General features: G+C 44.3%; 19 protein-coding genes. 11 read left to right on the top strand and 8 right to left on the bottom strand.

Going from position 1 to position 20,819, the window contains the following annotated elements; genetic code table 11:
* The first annotated feature begins 36 nt into the window (after positions 1-36).
* Positions 37-1,038: an AraC family transcriptional regulator gene (locus tag OH459_RS14700; protein WP_269987451.1), complete on the top strand. Its 1,002-nt coding sequence runs from the start codon at positions 37-39 to the stop codon at positions 1,036-1,038.
* Between the two features lie 76 nt (positions 1,039-1,114).
* Here OH459_RS14700 and OH459_RS14695 read toward each other — a convergent pair whose 3' ends face one another.
* Positions 1,115-1,804 (bottom strand): hypothetical protein, encoded by a 690-nt coding sequence (locus OH459_RS14695; RefSeq protein ID WP_049536526.1) that lies wholly within the window; start codon positions 1,802-1,804, stop codon positions 1,115-1,117.
* A gap of 12 nt (positions 1,805-1,816) precedes the next feature.
* Positions 1,817-3,346 (bottom strand): hypothetical protein, encoded by a 1,530-nt coding sequence (locus tag OH459_RS14690; RefSeq protein ID WP_050938002.1) that lies wholly within the window; start codon positions 3,344-3,346, stop codon positions 1,817-1,819.
* Positions 3,347-3,715: 369 nt separating this feature from the next.
* Between OH459_RS14690 and OH459_RS14685 the strand changes: the two genes are divergently transcribed.
* Together OH459_RS14685 and OH459_RS14680 are read left to right on the top strand one after the other, a co-directional pair.
* Complete coding sequence (locus OH459_RS14685) at positions 3,716-4,408, top strand: response regulator transcription factor (RefSeq protein ID WP_005453547.1); 693 nt, start codon at positions 3,716-3,718, stop codon at positions 4,406-4,408.
* Positions 4,409-4,411: 3 nt separating this feature from the next.
* Entirely contained in the window at positions 4,412-5,734 is a 1,323-nt protein-coding gene (locus OH459_RS14680) for an ATP-binding protein (RefSeq protein ID WP_269987447.1), read from the top strand.
* On the opposite strand, the gene OH459_RS14675 is transcribed toward OH459_RS14680, so the two are convergent.
* Entirely contained in the window at positions 5,715-6,371 is a 657-nt protein-coding gene (locus OH459_RS14675) for a pyridoxamine 5'-phosphate oxidase family protein (RefSeq protein ID WP_053049105.1), read from the bottom strand. The two genes, OH459_RS14680 and OH459_RS14675, sit on opposite strands and share 20 nt — an antisense overlap.
* Positions 6,372-6,471: 100 nt before the next feature.
* On the opposite strand from OH459_RS14675, the gene pdxR reads away from it, so the two are divergent.
* On the top strand, positions 6,472-7,905 hold the full coding sequence (pdxR, locus tag OH459_RS14670) for a MocR-like pyridoxine biosynthesis transcription factor PdxR (protein WP_269987444.1): 1,434 nt from the start codon (positions 6,472-6,474) through the stop codon (positions 7,903-7,905).
* Between the two features lie 5 nt (positions 7,906-7,910).
* Here pdxR and yjeH read toward each other — a convergent pair whose 3' ends face one another.
* Entirely contained in the window at positions 7,911-9,179 is a 1,269-nt protein-coding gene (yjeH, locus tag OH459_RS14665) for an L-methionine/branched-chain amino acid transporter (protein WP_053049103.1), read from the bottom strand.
* Positions 9,180-9,354: 175 nt separating this feature from the next.
* On the opposite strand from yjeH, the gene OH459_RS14660 reads away from it, so the two are divergent.
* The 4 genes from OH459_RS14660 (at position 9,355) to OH459_RS14645 (ending at position 11,811) form a co-directional block, all read left to right on the top strand.
* Positions 9,355-9,810: an Lrp/AsnC family transcriptional regulator gene (locus tag OH459_RS14660; RefSeq protein WP_017188717.1), complete on the top strand. Its 456-nt coding sequence runs from the start codon at positions 9,355-9,357 to the stop codon at positions 9,808-9,810.
* A complete protein-coding gene (locus tag OH459_RS14655; RefSeq protein ID WP_050924027.1) occupies positions 9,807-10,184 on the top strand; it encodes a nuclear transport factor 2 family protein in 378 nt (125 codons plus the stop codon). Before OH459_RS14660 ends, OH459_RS14655 begins: the two co-directional genes overlap by 4 nt.
* Positions 10,174-11,088: a LysR family transcriptional regulator gene (locus tag OH459_RS14650; RefSeq protein ID WP_005453560.1), complete on the top strand. Its 915-nt coding sequence runs from the start codon at positions 10,174-10,176 to the stop codon at positions 11,086-11,088. The genes OH459_RS14655 and OH459_RS14650 overlap by 11 nt, the downstream gene beginning before the upstream one ends.
* 108 nt (positions 11,089-11,196) lie before the next feature.
* Positions 11,197-11,811 (top strand): LysE family translocator, encoded by a 615-nt coding sequence (locus OH459_RS14645; RefSeq protein WP_005433441.1) that lies wholly within the window; start codon positions 11,197-11,199, stop codon positions 11,809-11,811.
* 158 nt (positions 11,812-11,969) lie between these two features.
* Here the strand turns inward: OH459_RS14645 and OH459_RS14640 are convergent, their stop codons facing one another.
* A complete protein-coding gene (locus tag OH459_RS14640; RefSeq protein ID WP_005442428.1) occupies positions 11,970-12,191 on the bottom strand; it encodes a hypothetical protein in 222 nt (73 codons plus the stop codon).
* Positions 12,192-12,626: 435 nt separating this feature from the next.
* The gene (locus OH459_RS14635; RefSeq protein WP_041053522.1) at positions 12,627-14,060 is read right to left on the bottom strand and encodes a glyceraldehyde-3-phosphate dehydrogenase; all 1,434 of its coding nucleotides are present in this window, start codon (positions 14,058-14,060) and stop codon (positions 12,627-12,629) included.
* Between the two features lie 631 nt (positions 14,061-14,691).
* Here OH459_RS14635 and OH459_RS14630 point away from each other — a divergent pair.
* Positions 14,692-17,328 (top strand): hybrid sensor histidine kinase/response regulator, encoded by a 2,637-nt coding sequence (locus OH459_RS14630; RefSeq protein ID WP_269987438.1) that lies wholly within the window; start codon positions 14,692-14,694, stop codon positions 17,326-17,328.
* Between the two features lie 59 nt (positions 17,329-17,387).
* Positions 17,388-18,377 (top strand): Gfo/Idh/MocA family protein, encoded by a 990-nt coding sequence (locus OH459_RS14625; RefSeq protein ID WP_045489885.1) that lies wholly within the window; start codon positions 17,388-17,390, stop codon positions 18,375-18,377.
* 141 nt (positions 18,378-18,518) lie between these two features.
* Here OH459_RS14625 and OH459_RS14620 read toward each other — a convergent pair whose 3' ends face one another.
* Both OH459_RS14620 and OH459_RS14615 read right to left on the bottom strand, forming a co-directional pair.
* Positions 18,519-19,856 carry an MATE family efflux transporter gene (locus OH459_RS14620; protein WP_005453572.1) on the bottom strand — a complete coding sequence of 446 codons (1,338 nt, stop codon included), beginning with the start codon at positions 19,854-19,856 and terminating at the stop codon, positions 18,519-18,521.
* 123 nt (positions 19,857-19,979) lie between these two features.
* Positions 19,980-20,294 carry a DUF496 family protein gene (locus OH459_RS14615; RefSeq protein ID WP_005453573.1) on the bottom strand — a complete coding sequence of 105 codons (315 nt, stop codon included), beginning with the start codon at positions 20,292-20,294 and terminating at the stop codon, positions 19,980-19,982.
* A 238-nt stretch (positions 20,295-20,532) separates the two neighbouring features.
* Between OH459_RS14615 and OH459_RS14610 the strand changes: the two genes are divergently transcribed.
* On the top strand, positions 20,533-20,736 hold the full coding sequence (locus tag OH459_RS14610) for a hypothetical protein (RefSeq protein ID WP_009696233.1): 204 nt from the start codon (positions 20,533-20,535) through the stop codon (positions 20,734-20,736).
* The last annotated feature ends 83 nt before the right edge of the window (positions 20,737-20,819 follow it).

Raw genomic sequence — 20,819 nt, 5'->3', positions numbered from 1 at the left:
TCAATCACTAGAAGATTAAATTTGATGTGATTGGTTATGAAAACGGTTCGATTTATTCGCGCGATGGGTATTTTAAATATGCATAACCTCGCGTTATCTAAGTATAATTTGAGCTCTGAAGAGCTTGGGATCCCGTCGTCGGTGTTTCATAACCCAATGACATTGGTGCCTTTAAAGGCGGTCGCGGAATGGTATCGACGTGTTGAGCAACTCAGTAATGATCCTGATGTGGTGCTTAATTTGAGTCGTGGCATCGAATTGCAGAAACTCGGTCCTGTCGGTCGATGGTTATTTTCTGGTAACGATTTAGCCAGTACGATTCGACGTGTGAATTACGGAGTGAGTAACCTGCAATCGGGGGCTTTTTTTGCTGGCGAGCAGTCAGGGAAGATCATCAAGTGGACTTACCATAACCCCTTCGTTGAAACCTCAGTGAAAGTACATGACAGCATTCGCTGTGCGATTTTCATGATTAAGATTTTACGTGAATTTCTGGGACAAGATTACAAACCATTGCGCGTGATGGTTTCTGGCTCTAGGAAAAACGGTGAGCTCTATAAAGAGTACTTTGGCTGTGAAGTAGAATGGAGCCAACCCAAGACCGAAATATGGATTAACGGCGATGACCGTCTCGCTTCTCGACAGATAATTCATCGCGAAGACAACCGTTTAGCAATGAGTTTTTCCGATTTGGATGATTTACTCAATATGCCCGATCCAGAAGATGAACTGAAAGTGATATATGAAGTGGTGCACTACAGCAGTCATTACGGATTACCAACGCTAGAGCGTGTCTCTGCGTTGTTAGGATTATCTGACCAGCAGTTTCAACGCCGGCTTCATAAACTAGGTCTCAATTTCTCCACGGTATCGGGTTACGTATTGAGCAATGTTGCTGCGGGTTTGTTGAGTAAGCACGTCAGCATTGAAGATATAGCGGTGCGTCTCGGTTACACCAATGTGGCCAGCTTTAATCGTATGTTCAAAAAACATCGTGGTTTAACGCCTAAGCAATATGCGGCTCGATTGGAAAAATAGCCTTTGTAAGAACAAGTGTTGTTAGTAAACAAAAGCCGCTCGTTTTAGCGGCTTTGGTTTTTAGGGTATGAGACGTTTACTGCTCGGGACGCCAGCTCAGTGCACTTGCAACCGCACCGATAGCAACAACATCTTTTTGTTGCTCGCTAAGTTCTGGCAGCATCTGTACTGCGATTGTGCCGTTTGTTTGCACTGCCGCAATTTCTTGTGTGCCTTGTTTAAAGCTGTAACCCAATGGAATGTCTACCGCCATCATGGAATCAGGGCTAGTGTGTACGGTTTCCACATTGAAATGAGTGTCGCCAACGCGAACGGTGCCTGTTTCTTTCTTTTCTAAGCTGATATCAATCAGTGCCGATTTAGGCTCCATCGCAAACTCACCGACTTTTACACCGTCTTGGGTGATTTGGCATGTGTAAGGATCGTTTCCACCGAAATCGACGCCCATATAGTTAACTGACATGCCGCCGCCCGTGCAACTCAATAGCCAAGTTTTACCATTGTCGATACGCGTGACTTCTGCACCCATCGCCCCATCTTTAAACGATACGCGATTGAACCAGCTCGACTTTGAGGCGCTACGTGAGTATTTTCCTTTGTACTTACCAGCAAAGTCGAAATAGCCATCAGCACCAAATCCCCAGAAATCGCCATCTGTTTTGACCAACATTTCAGGTTGTGCTTTCACCGCATCGGATCGATCCATTACGGCAAGACCACCACAACCGACAAGGAACAAAGGGGCGAGCAAAGTAAGTTTCTTCATGTTTTTCATCATTTATCGCTTGGTTACATCTAGGATTTGATCGGTAAATTGAATGTTGTGTATATCGAATAATTCATCGGTACCAGTGCTAGGGCAGGTCACTGATACGTTCTTCGCAGTTAAAAGGGTACAGTCTGCGAATGCGTGCGGAACGATATAAGTGTTAACGCCACCTTCGCCGTAAATACGGTTGTTTTGCCCGTTGCCTTCAAATGTATTATTTTGATCATTCCCGATGACATCCATCGCTTGGTCGCCAATGATCTTCACGTTTATTAACCATTGGGATTTATAGGTGTATGCTTCAACTACACCGTTTTCATTTGGTGACATACGGAAGGTAGGAACCGTACCTGGTCGCGTGTTATCTGTGTAGACTTTGACGCCTTCAGAATCGATGTGTGCAGTGTATTGTAAGTGGCTGTGGAAGAGTTCACTAATCCACTCAACGGCTTGTGGATCTTGCGTGTGCATCGCTGAACGAGTCAGTGCTTGATAGCCATCTAAGCCATGCCCATTTGCTTTTGCTACGCCCATGTAGGCTTCAAAAGCGGCAGCAAAGTATTCGTGAGAAAAAGATGTTCCCGTTTGTTTTACACGTTCAGGATCAAAGTCGTCAGACTCCCAATCTTGCCAATCACGCTGAGTCGGTTGCCAGACAGTTTGCTTACCTGCTTGAGCGTCGTTGTAGATGTTTAGCGCGTGTGCTTGGATTTCATTTTGCAATGACGAAGTCGACGGGTTAGGTGCAATACCTTGCGCTTGGACCAAGTGTAAAATTTCTTCAAAAGCGGCATCTCGATCGGCGTGTTCTCCGAGATAGGCGCAGTAATCCGAAAAGTTGCTCATGTAATGACAGTCACCTTCGACTGTCAGCTCTCGATACATCAAAGATTGACTGTTTATCAGCCAATTTGGCGTGTCTTGGCTGCTCATTAATGTGGACGTGATGGAATCGATGAGAACATCCATATCGTCCTCACTCAATACCGTCATGCTAGCAACAAACTTTTCTAAAGAATCGGTATCAAAACTGTGTGTTAAACCAGAATCTAATACCGCATCACTCAATTTGTTTTGGCGAATCAGTTCCCCAACAAAAACTTTAGTTAATAGCTCATTGCTTTGATCATCGTCTCTCGTCAGCATTAAAGTGGCATCGTGCTCAGCTAGTGTCTTAGCGATCTCAGATTTGTCGGCACCGAATTTAGACCCCGGTTGGTTTGTGAGTAAGTGCTGGATGATTTTGGCTGCACGAAAAATTTTCTCATTATTTGCTCCATCATCGACCGCAATGATATGAAATGATTGGTCATCGTGGGCTGCTGGAACAGAAACTTTCAAGTAGTGGGTAAACCCCGCATCAGAAGCGACTTTTAACTTCGGTGGAAACTGTGAAGAGACGGCTGCTGGGATAGATACGGTGCTTGTGATTGGATTTGGTTGAGGTGTTGACGTATCCGAACTGAATTCATTGCTACCGAACGAAGATAGGCTGACCACACACAGCATTGCTAAAGGTGTTAATTGAGCGAATTTCATCTTTTTGTACTCACAAACTGAAGGTTCGCCGAGGAATGTAGGGGGATAGGAAATTTCTGTCTATATGCGCAAATATAGTCATAACCACTAAAAATGGTTAGTTGTAAGGTTATTAATTCGATAAAACTAAAATAATAACGGGTTTATATGTGATTATTGGTTTTATTTCCGAATTAAAGTTTTGATATTCATTTATAAAATAGAGGGTTGTTCTGTTTCCTGACTCTTACAATGATACGGCCGATTGTAAATGTATGGTTTGTAAGGCTTTGTAAGCCGTTCTGTGTAGGAAAAGTGTCGGCAGTGTGGGTTGCACCCTACAAAACGAACGATATACTTCTCCTGTTTTATAGATGGAGTGAATAGATCATGGTTGGCAATAAAATCTTGCTCGTAGAGGATGACTCTGAGATTGCTCGATTAACCAAAATGTACCTAGAGGCTGAGGGCTACCTAGTGACAGTGGTCGACAATGGTCTAAATGCACTAGATGCAATCAAAGATTTGAAGCCTGATTTGGTGTTGCTGGATCTGATGCTCCCGGGTAAAAATGGCGCAGAGATATGTCAGGAAGCACGCGAGTTTTTTCACGGGATCATTATTGTTCTGACTGCAACAGATGATGAAATGAGTGAAGTAAGCTTGTTTAAGTTTGGTGCTGATGATTACCTAACCAAGCCCATCAAAGGTAATATTCTCTTAGCTCGGATTGAAGCCGCCTTGCGTCGCTATTGCCGTCAGGTCGATACGGTTGAAGAGACAGAATTGAGCCGATACGGTATTGAACTGTGTACGCGTCGCTCTAAAGCGTACTATCTAGAACAAGATATTGACCTGACGGATTCTGAGTTCGAAATCTTGGAACTTTTGATGCTCAATGTCGACAAACCTGTCTCCCGAGAGTCATGCTGCCGCCTAGCGAGAGGTATTGAGTACTGCATTACCGATCGATCAATTGATATGCGAATTTCATCGTTACGTAAAAAATTCGCCAAAGCGCACATCCACACCGCAACGATTAAAACAGTGCGTAATCGCGGTTACATGCTGACGGGCAAATAATCGATGTTCTCTGTGTTTTCCCGTCTCTATGTAGGGCTGGTGACAGGTCTTGCGTTAACGATTGGCTTGTTCCTTTTTATGGGGGGCGAGTATATGCGCAAAACAGAAGTTAGTGTTTTTCTCAACGATGGTGCTTACTTTGTTGATCAATACATTGAACAACGAGGTACGCCGGACTCTCTCTACAAAAAGTTAACGGCAAACGGAAAGCAAGATTTCTTCATCTTTGATTTAACGCTTGTCGACAATTGGGATGGCACACCACCTTGCTTGGACTGCGAGTTACTTTATCGAATGCAAGGCGTTCCGGTCTATTTGATTGATGGAAGCATATACGCCGCAGTGTTTCCTTTGCCCAATACCACTCAGAGCTTAGTGTTTAAAGAAAAGAGTGATTTTTTCAGCCCGGATATTGATTGGGATGAAGACTCCGAAATCATATTTATTTTGACGCTACTGCTCACGGTGATTTGTAGCCTCGGAGTTATGGTATACATCCCTGTACGAAGGTTGGATCGTCAGATTCGACAACTGACTAAGGCACAAGGATTATTTGGCTCAGGTGAGCTGAATACTCGCGTTAAGTTGGAACAATACTCTTCACCGATTAAAGAGCTGGCGAGCGGCTTTAATGGTATGTCTGAAGAAATCGAAAGAAGAGTGCGTCAAACACACATTTTCACTCAAGCCATCCCTCATGAAGTTCGAACGCCACTTAGTCGAATCCAATTAGCCACTGATTTAGCAAGGCGTACTGAGGGTGAGATGCAAGCTGAACTGCATGAAGACATCGAGCGTTACGTAGACGTCGTTACGGATCTGACATCCGACATCGTGATGCTTTCTCGACTTAGCCTTAAGAACCATTCGTTACAAGACTCTATCGAAGCGATTGAGTTGCCTTTGTGGTGCAAGAGTCGCATGAATTATCGTGGGTTAGAACAAGCAAAGCTGACCGTTGAAAATGATCTCGATTACCAGTCTATCCATCTACAGCCAACGTTAGGGAACTTGGTTCTGGATAACTTACTGCAAAACGCAAAACGTTATGGGGAATTCAGCGTAGAGGTCACGATTCGTTCTGTAGAGCACTTTTGGATTGTTGATATTGAAGACGATGGTCCTGGCATTCCGGAAGAGAAACGTGAAGAAGTGTTTATCCCGTTCTCACGTTTAGATGGGAGCCGTAACGCCGACGTGAAAGGGTTTGGCTTGGGGTTAGCCATTGCAACCAGTGCAGCAAGGCAACTGGGTTGGGAGCTTTCTGTCGGCGAAAGCCATTTAGGTGGGGCGCGCTTTACGGTGCTTATTCCTGCCAACGATTAGGGTAAGCACTACGATAATCTGGTTCTACTATACCTTCATATAAATCGTCACAAGCTTGAAGCGGACCGACCACAGTTCGGTACGGCAAGACTCCCGCCCAAACGGGAAGACCCATGTCTTCTGCATCGTCGTTGACGCCAAAGTTACTGACTTTGACCGATGCTTCCACCAAGGAGATGCGCAGTAACATGGTCGCTTTGAGCTCTTTTTCGTTACTCAAACGCACTTCTTCGGTTCGACCCGGCGCAATTTGCTCAATAAAATGATTCAGAAGTCTGTCTTTCTCATTATTATCTTCTACGACTTCAAACTGCCCAAAGACGACGGCACTGCGATAATGTGCGCTATGATGAAAAGCACTTCGAGCTAACACCCAACCATCAAATAAAGTAAAGGTTAGGCACGTTTGTACTCCTTGTTTGAGCGAGCGTAATAGCCGGCTGTTGTTCGCGCCATGGATATAGACATAATTGTCGACACGCCAAGCCAACATAGGGATAACCACCGGACCCGTATCATTGGTTATTGCAATATGGGCGATCAAGCTTTCGTCTATTATGGCGTGTAGCTTATCGACATCCGTCACCGCCTTATGTGCGCCTTTCTTTATCTCGGTTCTATTGGTGTTGGATAACATTTTTTCTCCTTATTTACTCATGTGGGTAAGCACTTGCTCCTCAATCTTTGATTGCAATGTAGCGCTTAACTGGTAGCTTAAAGAGAGCCAGTTTTAACTTATGGATGGATCCAGTTTGTCTTTGATTGATATTGGTGACTTGTACTTAAAGCACAGTGATGGGACGCGTCAACAGGCGCTATTTTTCGCAATTCGCGAGAAAATTGTTCAAGGATTGTGGGCAAAAAACGGAAAGTTACCTTCAACACGAAAACTCTCACAAGGGCTTAATATCAGCCGGAATACGGTGATCGCAGCCTATGAACAGTTGGTGGCGGAAGGTTATTTAATCAGCCAAAAAGGCTCGGGATTTTATGTCGCAGTGGAATTACCAGAGCAGTATCTGCCTGAGCCTAATTCAGAAAAGAAGGGCTTATCACCGAAAAGTAACTTTGATATCAACCGTGCATTTGCACCGGGTGTGCCTGATTTGGACGCATTTCCGATGGCTCAATGGCAAAAGTTACTCGCACACCATATGTCTCGCACGTGCTTGTTGGGCAATCAAGATATTCAAGGAAGCTGGGCATTGCGTTGCGCTTTGGCTAACTACCTTGCATCAAGCCGCTCTGTGAGCTGTTCCCCTGAGCGGATAATTATTACCTCCGGGGCTCAGCAAGCGTTGTCGATTGCCACTATGGTTACTCTTAAGCCGGGTAGCAAAGTCTTGATGGAACAACCGGGCTACGCGCAAATGCGTAAGTTGATTCAATTCCAGCAATATCAATTTGAGCCACTCTATATTCGAGAGCAATTGGGTTTCGATGTGGAAGCGGTAACGGCCAGCAATGCAGATGCTTTATATGTCACGCCAAGTAACCAATATCCGATGGGCACAACGCTTAATACCGAACAAAGAGGAAAGATCATTAACTGGGCGGTGCAACAGTCACGTTGGATTATCGAAGATGATTACGACAGTGAGTTTCAGTTTGCCCATCGCCCATATACCAGCTTGCAAGGGCTTGCAGCCCAAATGGGACGTGATGATCGCGTTCTTTATGTAGGCTCTTTTAGTAAAGTCATGTTTAACGGGTTGCGGCTTGGGTATCTTGTTGTACCGGATGCTTTAGTTGAAGAATGTTTAGTGATCAAAGATGCGCTAAGCGGGGATTCTCCCTCTCATACTCAAGAGGCTTTGGCTGATTTCATCACTGAAGGAGGGTTACTCCGCCATATTCGTAAAATGCGTCGACTGTACAAAACCAAACATGAGCAATTGTGTATGGCGATAGAAAAACACTTTGGGGATAAAGTTAAGGTGATCAGTCAAGCTGCCGGTCTTCATATTACGTTGAAGTGGCAACAAGGTATTGATGAGAACGAATGGACACAGCAAGCGAAGATTCGAGGTATCGTGCTGCGCCCGATGAGTTTTTATGAGCACCCAGAGTATAAAGTGCGAGATTGGCAAGGAGTGGTTCTTGGTTATGGCAATGTCGCGCTTGGTGAGATTGATGCTCTGGTTGAACAGATTTCTGAGCTGTTTGAATAAGAGTATCAGTCTTGCTCAATCACCCGTTTAGGGTTCTTTTTTCGCCATTGCTTCCACGGTAAAGACAGCACGGCAAAAATAGTGATGGCGTAAAGCATAGACCAACCCAAACAAATGAACACTGCGGTGCACAATACCAAAGAAATTCCCGCGAGCGTCTTTCCCCAGCCTTGCAACAACTTATAAGCGGCAAGCATAGCGAGCAGGTAGACCAGAACAAAAATGCCATTCGCGAGCTTAAGGAAGAACTCCAAATCCAGTCCCGATAGCGAACCAATAACACAAGAAGCAAGCAAAATTGCACCAACGACTAGCGTTGCATTGGCAGGAACGCCCCGAACGGACACTCTCGCGATAGCACTGGTTGGCTTGTGTTCTCTTGCTTGCGCCCACACCATTCGAGCCAGACTTTGAGTGTAGAGGTTTACACTAGCGAAACATGCTGAGAAACCAATAATACTGATAAGCCATTTCGCATGATCACCAAATAGATGTGCGCTCAACCAAGGAATTGATGCGCTGTCGAACTCAGCATTGCCGTAAGCACCAAACTTCAATATCACGACAGAACATGCCCAATAGGTTGCACCCGCGACAAAGCAGCCAACGATGATCGCGATCGGGAAGTCTCGTTGTGGGTTCTTAAACTCTTCTCCCATGTGTGCAAAGGCTTCTATTCCGACAAAACACCAGAACATGACACCAAGCGCTGCAGCAACTGACCATGTCGAATCCGTCGTTATCTTAGGCATGCTTAAATCAACAGGTCCCACATCACCTTTCCACAAAAATGCACCGACTAAAGCAAAAATGCTCAATGCGATGACCGTCTGGAGCCGCCCCGATGATTTAGTACCAAGTAGATTAACGACCACTAACAGAGCCACTGTGAGAATTTGAGCGAAAAGGTGGTTACTAATGGACTCTGGTAACAGTTGTTGTAAAAAGCCGGCGGCAAGTGCGACAGCAGCAGGGACACCAACAGGAATAACACTAACAAATAACCACGCGACGCTGCTCTCTAGTTTGCTATTAAATGCTTTACGAACAAAATACGCCGTGCCGCCAGCACTTGGATAGCGCTTGCCCAACTGAGCGAAAGTCAAAGCGATGGGACAAATAGCAATGAATAAAATAATCCAAGCCCAAAGTGAGAAGTGCCCTGCAATGCCAGCGGCAATCGCTGGAATCATAAATAGACCCGTGCCCATTAAGGTTGTCGATAGCTGACCAATTCCTGATATCAGCGTAATGTCTTTTTTGAGTTGTTCCATAACGACCTCAAACATCTAGGTAATGCAAGCCACAAGCATATCTAAATTCTGCATATCAAAATGATGTTGTCGACCGTCAAAATGACGGTTGTTTTACCGATAAACAGCAAATTGTCGGTTTTCAATAAGTTGTAATTGAGTAGAATGAAAAAATTAAGGAAAGCTTGGTGATGTTATGGACAAATTTGATCATCAGATCATAGATCTATTACGGCAGAATGCCCGTCTCTCTATTACTGAAATCTCAGAGCAAGTTAGCTTGTCACGTTCTGCTGTGACAGCTCGAATCAAAAAGCTTGAAAATGACCAAGTGATCCTTGGCTATCATGCCGATATTGCGACATCCAAAGAGTCGACGATTTGTGCATATATGGCGCTGAAGTTTGATACATCAGCCTCTAGTCATCACTGTGATAACTACGCGAATGATCTGTACAAAATTGATGGTGTGAAATGGTGCCATGCAATCAGTGGTGAAACCGATATGATGCTATTTGTCGAAGTTCCGAATATCGCTCGCCTCAACGAGATTCGAGATTATATCCAAAGCTATCCAGAGCTTCGTAACGTGATGACACATACCGTGTTAACGGAGTTTTTCAATACGACAGGGAGCAAGTTCGTAAAATGACCGAGAAAGACATCGTCCTCAACTTCTGGAAAGTAATGGCAAGCAATGACTTCTATGCAGCAGCGGAACTCCTTGCGCCTGATTGTGAAGTAGTTTGGCCACTGACGAAAGAAGTGATTCGTGGCAGAAAGAATTTTGCCCAATTGAACTCTGCTTATCCAGCAGAAGGTGAGTGGACCTTTACTATAGAGCGTATCGTAAGTGACGGTGAGCTAGTGGTCACTGACGTTATAGTAAGCGATGGCGTCCGCTCCGATCGGGCGATTACTTTTCACACCGTGCGAGATGGGTTGATTTGCAAACAAGTTGAATACTGGCCAGAAGAGTATGCCGCCGCAGATTGGCGTGCGAAATGGGTAGAACGTGCTGAATAACATCAATCTGAATCTGCTGCGTTCTTTGCATGTATTGCTTGAAGAGTGCCATGTGAGCAAAACTGCCGAGCGTTTGCATATCACCCAATCGGCGGTAAGCCGTCAGTTAGCGCAGTTACGTGAGTTGTGCGGCGATCCCTTATTGGTTCGGCAGGGGAACCAACTGATTCCAACGCCAAGAGCACTACTTCTAAAAGAGAAGTTGGACGACTTATTGGCTGAGTTCGATCATCTTCTCGATGACAAGCCTTTTGAACCCGCAGATTGGAAAGGGGAGCTAGTATTGGCATCGAGTGACTACGTCGCACAATACGTACTCCCTGACATTGCCTCGCACTTGAGTGGCTTTGCTCCTCGGTTGGATATGGCGTATCGATTGTGGCAACCAGACTTTCTAGATAAGCTTCATGAGACTGGTATTCATATCGCGTCTTCCATGTATCCAGAGAAGCCTCAAGGTGTGTCTAGTGTGAAGATTGGTGAAGACTCATCAGTCTGTTTGATGAAAGCCTCTCACCCTTTAGCAAAGCAAGATAGCATCAGCGTTGAAGATTTAATTTCTTACTCTCATATCAAAGTAACAGGCGGTGGAGATAAAGATTCTTACACCGATTTAGCGTTAAGAGAGCTAGGGCATACACGTCATGTCACGTTCAAAGTGCCTTTCTTCTCTGCTGCTATCAATCGCCTAGTTTCTAGTGAACATCTGATGGTGGTTCCAGAGCATATTGCGGTCAATCTCGCAAAGCATTGGGACTTAGCCCATAAAGCACTACCTCTCGAAACGCCTATTCATCAGTATTGGTTAATGTGGCATCCAAAATACGATACGGATCCTGCACATAAATGGGTGCGCGAAGAGATTCGTTCGGTCATGCAGATTTCAGAGTATTCCATTCGATAATAAATGCATTGTTGACTTATGATTTCAAATCATGGCTAGTATGAAAAACTTTGATTTCTAATTATACCTATTCCATTGATAGATTAGCGTCAAAGAGGGGAGATTCTTATGACACTAACAGTTTGGCTATCACTTTTTACCGTGTGTTTACTAGGGGCGATGTCGCCAGGACCGAGTTTAGCGATTGTTGCTAAGCACTCGTTGGCTGGTGGTCGTGTGAATGGTTTGGCTACCGCATGGGCACACGCGTTTGGTATCGGTATTTATGCTTTCATTACCTTGATCGGTTTGGCCGTGGTACTTCAACAAAGCCCATTGTTATTTAAGACTATTAGTTTAGCTGGTGCAGCTTACTTGGCGTATCTTGGTTTCAATGCATTGCGTTCAAAGGGGGGCGTAGCGGCGAAGTTAGAATCTGGTGAAGAGACGACGGTTTTGCAATCGGCGCGAGAGGGTTTTCTGATTTCGATTCTAAGTCCGAAAATTGCACTGTTCTTTATTGCACTGTTCAGTCAATTTGTTGCGTTAGGTAATGACCTAAGTAACCAAATGATTATCGTCGCGACCCCATTTGTTGTTGATGGTTTGTGGTATACGTTCATCACATTGGTATTGTCTAATTCACGAGTTGTTGACCGTATTCGCTCAAAGGCAGTATTGATTGACCGACTGTCTGGCATCGTTTTAATGTTGCTGGCAGTGCGTGTGGTTGTGACGATTTAACCAAGTAGAATGCACTGCTCATGAAGTTAAAAGGCTACCGTAATGGTAGCCTTTTTTGTCGATGACCAATAAAAAAACATCCTAACTCTTAACGAGATAGGATGTCAGCAAAGAAGGTTGCTCAGGAACATAGGGGGAGTGTGGAACCTTCAGAAGCGTTAGCGACGAACTTCTTCAAACTCGCCTTCAATTGCGTCGGACTTACCCGTATTGAATTCATACTCTTCATGCATTTCTTGTTGCATTTGCTTCACGCGCTTTTCAATACGTTTACCAGTAATCAGGGCTGCGATGGTCAATGGAATCGCCATGATTAGGCTAAATACCAAAGTAAAAAAGCCAGTAATCAGTGCCAATGCAGTAACGATAATTCGATTCATAATCATGACCTCTCTTTCAATCTATGGGTTCATACTACGATTTTGAATATGAACGAAACATGAACATACCCAAATAACCTCAAAATTCTAGTTTCAGCAAGACAACTTGCCCTAGGGAGCGTGTTACTAACGCCATTTCTTTGATAAATCCCTCGGCAATAGTGAACTTTTACGCAAGCGATTTATCTTTGAACTAGCGCTAGTAACAACGCTCTGAATTCTGAATATTGAGGTCATTTGGGTATCTAACGTTCAATTTCGCATCGATTTGTCTGAGGAATGTCAAAGTGTCTTAAAACGAAAAAACGCCTGAGGGTCATCAGGCGTATAAGCGGGGAAGTATATTAGTAATGCGCAAGGCGCTTATTATTTAAAACAAATGCTGGGGTGTTGCTCGTTACACATTGTGGTTAACGTTGTGGAGCAAGGTTCACCTTATCGAGGGAATGTTTGGTAACGAACACCCATCATTTGTTCCATACAGTGTACAACTTGACAGCTGTAACCAAATTCGTTGTCGTACCAGATGTACAGTACACAGCGCTTGTCTTGAGCGATGGTTGCTTGACCGTCGACCACACCTGCGTGGCGAGAGCCCACTAGATCGCTTGATACGATTTCTGTCGAATCTGTGTAATCGATCTGCGCAGAAAGCTCAGAGTTTAATGCCATTTCACGTAGGTATTCGTTCAGCGAATCACGGTCTACATCTTCACCCAAGTTAAGGTTTGCAACAGCCATTGATACGTTCGGAGTCGGTACACGAATTGCGTTGCCTGTAAGCTTACCTGCAAGTTCTGGAAGTGCTTTTGCTACCGCTTTCGCTGCGCCTGTTGACGTAAGAACCATGTTCAATGAAGCACTACGACCACGGCGATCGCCTGAGTGGAAGTTGTCGATTAGGTTTTGATCGTTGGTGTAAGAGTGAACGGTCTCAATGTGTCCAGAAAGCACACCGTACTTGTCGTTCAGGGCTTTAAGAACCGGAGTGATAGCGTTAGTCGTACAGCTCGCTGCGGAGATGATAGTGTCATCTTCTTGAATCACAGATTCATTCACACCAAATACGACGTTCTTGATGTCGCCTTTACCTGGTGCAGTAAGCAGTACTTTCTCTGCACCGTTACACGCTACGTGTTGGCTTAGACCTTCGGCATCACGCCAAACACCCGTGTTATCAACAACTAGTGCATTGTTGATGCCGTAAACTGAGTAGTCCACATCACTTGGGTTATTCGCGTAAATAATTTGAATGTAGTTACCGTTCACGATCAGGGCTTTACGCTCTTCGTCAATCACGATACTACCGTTGAACTGTCCATGAACTGAGTCACGACGGAGCAAGCTAGCACGTTTTTCTAGATCGCCTTTCTTTCCGCCACGCACAACAATTGCACGCAGACGAAGTGGGTAACCCGGACCACTCTTTTCAATCAACAGGCGAGTCAATAGGCGGCCGATACGACCGAAGCCATAAAGAACCACGTCACGAGCTGCTAGAGAAGAGTCGGCATCACGAGCACCTTGAAGTGCTGTGTGTAAAAAGTCGCTAAGTGCGGCAGTATCTTCGTGATCTTTCCAGTACATACCAGCAAGCTGACCAACATCAACACGACAAGACGAGATGCTCATTTCGCACAGCGCTTGGATGATTGGCATGGTTTGTTCAAGAGAAAGAGGGCTTCCGGTGTAACGTCTTGCAATACGGTGAGTTTTGAGAATGTCGATGGTTGTTGCGTTGATAAGTGTTTTACCAAACAGAACCACTTCGATTCCTTTTTGACGATATAACTTACCAATAAGAGGGGAAATAGATTCAGCAATCGTTTGGCTAGTTTGCCAGTCTTGGAGATATTTCTCTGGACTCATTGTTGTTTTGGACCTTTCACGTTTTGGGGGCTGACCTTACTTTCTGCTGTTACCTCAACGGTAGAGCGTGAAGTGAGGGTGTTTTGTAATTGGGTTGTAATAATTATGTGTGCGGATTGTACGGGTGGAGGTCTTATTCTGCTAGGAAAAATAAATCCAGTTAAAAGTGTGGGGTATGATTCATTTTTTGGCTTATTAATGTGACTAAAGCGGTGTTTTATAGGGATTGACTTTTCCTATCTATAAAACTTATTTCGCGACAATAAAGGTTCATCTCAAAGTGAGTATATGTAACAAGGTGAGCTTCCTTTTAAATAATGTGATATGGATAATCTTTAACACTTAAATGGTAAACGTTTTTCGCCATTTTAGGCGGTATCTTTAAGTTCGCCCATGGTATGAGTTGGTTTAACTAAATCTGTTTAAAAATGATGCAGCAAAATTTTGCAAGCAATCACACTTTTCCTTCTTATGACCTCAATGTATAGAAGGGTAATGAGTGTTGTTTTTAGCCGTTTGGGCAGTTCAGACCGATTAAGTTGCCGATAAAACACTTCATACAAGTTCATATTCAATCTATGAAAGTGGTCTAGTATTAATTCGAGAGCCTTTTCCTAACACGGGCAAACGGATGATAAAACTTTCTATAAAATTACGTTTAGCTCTACTCGCACTGTTACCCGCGGTGGTTATTTCTGTGTTTGCCGTTCACCAATTTGTCGTTAACTCTCAAAGAGTCGATCAACTCAATCAAACGGTCAGTAATATTCAAGGATTGAAACTGATTTCCGAAGCGTCTCATTTTGTCTATGACATGGAGAAGGAGCGTCATCGATATCGAGAAGAGCAGCCTTTACCAATTGAAGTGAAAGTACAACGTGATAGAGCGCTTTCTATCTACGAGAAGTTTATACAGAACAGTTATACTGCCGAGTATTCTGATGACCTTAAGCGAGCGATGTTAGATTTGATCTCTGGTGACTTGAGAGACAGTGTGGATGCCGGAGATTGGTCGTTTCGCCTGTTGCAAGAAATGTCTCAATCACTGGTTCAACATAATCACTTGTTTGATAGTGATGAAGCACATTGGATGCAAGATTTCATCGCTTATCTTGCTCAACTTTCTTACTGGACGCAAAAAGAAGCTTGGTTGACGTATCGGTTGGTGCTACAGCCTGATAGCCAACCGAATCAAAATATGTTCTTTCAAGCCATTGAGCGCCAACAGCAGAGTCTGGAAGGATTCTTAAAGTTAGGTGCATCAAATGAGCAGGTAGAAAAGCTCCTTAGTTTGTATACGTCTCCTCGTTATTTGTCGAGTATCGAAGCCCGAGGACGTTTATTGGCAGGAGAGATGTCCCAATCTGACTATGTGACTTATTTACGAGATCTTGACCACCGTGTTCAACGTTTGCAAGTCATTACCGCGGGTTTCACGCAACAGGTTGAAAGCGCATTGTTGGTCCAAGTCAGTTCGCAAAAGCAGAGCATTACGCTAATGACCTCGGGCGTGATGGTCATCATCATCCTGTTATGTTGGTTAGGCTTTGGTACTTGGTATCGTGTGCATAGTAAATTGGACTCGATTATTTATTCGCTTAACACCTTAATCCATGAACATGTAAAAGGGGAGAAGGTGGTGGTTGATGGCAATGATGAGTTCACGATCTTTGCACAACAAGTTAATCGAATGATGGAGGAGCAAAACCGACAAACAGAAGAGATTTTGCAAACCAAAGAATCTGCTATTTCGGCAAACCGCGCAAAGTCGGTCTTTCTTGCAAGCATGTCTCATGAAATTCGAACCCCTTTGAACGGGATTATCGGGATGACAGAGATCCTGTCACAAAGCGAACTTTCAGATCATCAAAAAGAAGTTTTAACCGATATTGATACCTCGTCGCATACCTTGCTCACGTTACTTAATGACATCCTTGATCTATCTAAGATTGAATCAGGTCATTTACAGCTTTCTCTTATCGAAACAGATATTCGCGAAGTCGTGTACCAATCGATGATTTTGTTCCAGTCCAAAGCCACGTCCAAGCAATTAGAACTGAATATCAATTTAGATGAGCGTATTCCCGCGCGCATCAAGGTTGATGACCATCGAATCAAGCAAATCGTCATGAACTTGGTATCGAACGCGGTGAAGTTCACAGAGAAGGGCTGCATCAATGTGGATGTTGACTACCAAGAATCCACCACACAAAAGAGCGTATTTTTGACTTTTCGAGTATCTGACACCGGTGTAGGTATAGAAAAGGACAAGCTTGATTCCATCTTCGAGCCTTTCACTCAAGAAGACGAAGGTATATCACGTCAGTTTGGAGGGACAGGACTAGGCTTGGCCATTTGTCGTCAACTGGTGGCTATGATGGGCGGCAAGTTAACCGCGACGTCTTCAAAAGGAGTGGGAACCAGTTTTGAGTTCTCAATTGAAGTGGAAGTGTTGCCGACCGTAGGTTGGCGCTCAGAAACCATTCGTAACGGTATTCTCATTGGAGATAACTACGCGTATGCCGACCAAATTATGAAAGAGTGTCGTTTAGCTGGTATTCAGCTTTCAGAGGTAAGCAGCATTAAGGATTTACCGACTTCTACAAAGGGGCTGGAAGTGATCTTTTATTGTCATGATGGCAGAGTGGTGTTGGATTCTGTAATAGACGAGTTAGCGCGTACGGTTGATATTAGCCGAATCATTGTTTGCCAACATCATTTGATCTCTACCTACACCAATTCTGAGCGTATTCATTCTGTGCTGACTTTACCTTTTTTAGGTAACCGCTTTAGGCATGCCATTGATGAACTCGCACACATTGAACAAAACACTCAAAGTTACCATGTCACACGTTCGGCAGTAGTTCATAATATCAACCAGTCACGTACACATCGTCGTATTTTGATTGCTGAAGATAACTTGATGAACCAAAAGATAGCCAGCTTTTTCTTAGATAAGGCGGGATACGATTATCTGATTGCCAGCAATGGGCAAGAGGCATTAGAAGCCATCACTAAGGGGGAGAAGTTTGATGCAATTCTTATGGATTGCATGATGCCAGTTATGGATGGTTTGACCGCAACAAAAGAAATTCGCCGCTGGGAGAAAGAAGTAGGAAGTGGGAAGATCACCATTATTGCTTTGACAGCGAGTGTGCTCGAAGAAGATATTCAAAACTGCTTTGCTGCGGGAATGGATGCTTACTTACCGAAACCTTACAAGTCGAATCAACTGTTTGAGTTGTTTAATGAACTAAAGCTTGCTTAAATCGTGTCTGCGAGCCGAACTCCTTACGGCTTCTAGAACGATAAAGAAAAGGAAGTAACATGTTCAAACTTGCTGTGATCGGGACGAACTGGATCTCTCAACAATTTGTTGAAGCTGCACTCCAGACCAAAGAATTTTGTCTTCAAGCTGTGTATTCACGTGATGTTGAGAAAGCGTGCGAATTTGGCAAGCCTTATAATGCGCAATCTTATTACGATAGCTTAGAAGCATTAGGGGCTGATAACGATATCGATGCCGTTTACATAGCGAGTCCAAATTCACTGCATGCTCCTCAGGCAATGCAAATGCTTAAAGCGGGTAAGCACGTGATTTGCGAAAAGCCGATGGCTTCAAACTATCCTCTTGCTCAGGCGATGTTTAAGACCGCTGAAGAAAATAACGTCGTGTTGTTCGAAGCTTTCATGTCACCATATACGCCGAATTTTCAAGTGCTAAAAGACAGCCTACCAGCGATCGCCCCTCTTCGTCATGCCACGATCAGTTATTGTCAGTACTCTTCCCGATATCAGAAATATTTAAATGGTGAGAATCCAAATACATTCAATCCAGAATTTTCTAACGGTTCGATTATGGACATCGGTTACTACTGTGTTGGCTCCGCGATTGAGTTGTTTGGCGAGCCTAACAGCATAGAAGCAAGTGCTCACATTTTGCCTTCTGGCGTCGATGGTTGTGGCAGTGTGACGTTGGCGTATGACGGCTTTAACGTGAACCTATTACATTCCAAGGTAAGCGATTCGCTAATACCAAGTGAATTCCAAGGTGAACAGGGCAGTGTGTTGGTAGATATGATTGCCACAGGACGTGGTGTTGAGCGCATTTTGCGAGGTGAGAGTAAACAAGTACTAACATTGCCTCAAGAAGAGAACCACATGTTCTACGAAGCGCACGCATTTGCAAAGCAACTCAAAGTTGGCTCGATTGATCCTCAAATGAAGCAGCGCTCACTTGTCGTTGCTAAAGTGCTCACTGAGGTGAGAAGACAGACTGGTGTTGTGTTCCCAGCGGATAAAGTGGCGCTAGGCTAACGCCTTTCTTTACAAACGCTGCCTAAAGGGTTCGGCTAGGTGTTCCCATCTGAGTGAAATTTAACCGCGAAAGATCAACAGACCCCAGTGTATAAAAACCATAAAGCCCTCAATGCGAGGGCTTTCGTTTTTCTTGCTTATTTAAGCGGCAGCATGCGCTTCTGTGAGCTTACGAATCGTTTTTCTATAGGTTAAGTAAGCCGCGATACCAGCTAAGATATTACCCAAACACGCGCCAATAAGTAGCCCTTGAATCCCACCCAATTGCGCACCGACCCACAAACACGGAAGGAAGAACAAAAATAGGCGCAGTGCCGAAATGGTCAGAGCCGTGTAGGACTTACCAAGGGCGTTACAGATCGAAACCATCAACATACACACACCAAGCGAGCCCAAACTGATAGGTACAATCATCAAGTGCATTTCAAGTACATGGGTGACTTGCGCGTCGCTGGTCATCAATAATGCCAGTGGGTCTGCAGCGATAAACGTAATCACAGCAATCAGCAATTGGAAACCAAGTATGAACTTAACCGCAATCGAGATGAGAGACTGAATGTCGGTGTAGTTTTTTGCTCCTAGTAGACGACCAACCATCGGCGGCATTGACATCGTCAGTGCAAGTACAGAAACAATAGCAAAAAACTCATAACGAGAGCCTAACGCCCATGATGCTACCGCTGCGGTACCAAAGCCTGCCAATAGCTTCGTCGCCAGCATAGAAGAGAGTGGTGGTAATAATTGGCTGATCATTGCCGGTCCCATAATGTGACCGATGGAGCGAACGCTTTTCACAACATCCAGCTCTTGCCATTGGAACGTCGCCCAGTGATTTTTTTGTACGCGAGGCGCCACAACCAAAATGCCAAACCCGAACGCGATTATCGTAGCGATAGCGGCACCGTTGATGCCTAAATCAAAGGTGAAAATGAATAGTGGATCGAGCACTAAGTTCACTACACTGGTGACCATCATCATAGTGCCTGGCAGCATGGTATTACCATTAGAACGACAAATACTGTAATAGAAGTACAGCACAGCACCCGTCCATGAGCTTAGCAACCACCATGGCCAGTAGCTGTCGATAATTGGCATGACGGTTTCTGGTGCGCTTAATAAAGAGAGAATAGGGTAACGCAATAACCAAATGATCAAACCAAGTACAGCTACGCCGACAGAGCCAATCATGAGGACTAACCCACCTAATTGTTTTGCGTAGTGGGTGTCGTTTGCTCCTAGTGCTTTCGATATCACTGCGGTAGTGGCAATACCCAAACCAACTTGAATGCCAATAACCACCATTTGTAATGGTAGAGTGAAGCCTTGTGCCGCAAGTGGTAAAACGCCCAGTTGCCCAATGAAGGCACTGTCGACAAGTTGGAAGCTCATCAATGACAATACGCCAAACAGCATTGGCCAGGTCATAGTGAAAAGTTGTTTTGCTAACGTTGGTTGCACGCTAGAAGAAGTAGAAGACATAGAGAAATTGGGTGTTTTGGGAACAAGAATTGGTGTTATTGTACACACTGGTTTTGTAAGTTACAAAAAGAAACCCCGAGCAAGTTATCCCTGCTCGGGGTTAAATTCTACAACTATTTGGGCTTATTTTTTGCCGCTAGTTTGTTTGTCTTCTTCAGTCAGTTCGCGAATACGACGGCTGATGTCACGACGTGCTTTAGAAATTTCTGCACTCTTGATGATGTGATCGTCAACGCGGTCTTCGTAGTCTGCTTTCATGTTCTTGATGATTGCAACGATTTCGTCGTGAGACATTTCTGGTTTGATGTAGTCTAGAAGGTTTTCTAGTAGGTCTACACGTTTACGGTTGTCACGAACTTTTTTCTCGTTATCAAGCAGCTCACGTTTTAGTTTGTTTTTACGACGAGCTTGGTTCACGATTTCAAATACGCTACTCATGGTTCCCTTTCCTAATTTGTGAATATCTGATTCGATTAAAGCACAACATCTCGTGGCATAACAGTCTTTAGATCAAACGTCATGCTGGGTTGGACATTTATCCATCAATTCTGATGTGGCATTAACAATCGAGTGCTAAAAGCGTGAATGTTGCTCACTTGAGTGAAGGGACTCGTTGTCATGGTGGAGCCTTCGCTATATCATCAACTTCATTCAATACAAAAATATGAAGCTCGAAATGAACTCTGGGACTATTGCGGAGCAAGTCGAAAGCCAAGAGGTCGATAACCAAGACGATTCTTTGGCTACCAAACTCAAAGCAGCGTATGTGGCTGCTAGAACGCAACTCGAAATCACTGAAGTCGAACTCAATCGTTCGAAGATAATGATGATTGACGAGAATGGAAAAATGACCAAAGTGTCGATTCTATCAGAGCATTAAGACCTAACCCGATTCGCAAAGGGTGTCAGGTCCATGCGCTATGCTTTAGCCTGATACCCAAATTCAAATGCAACAATAATAAG

The organism is Vibrio sp. MM46, assembly GCF_027587135.1.
Classification (GTDB): Bacteria; Pseudomonadota; Gammaproteobacteria; order Enterobacterales; family Vibrionaceae; genus Vibrio; species Vibrio harveyi.
This window is presented reverse-complemented; position numbering and strand designations above follow the sequence as displayed.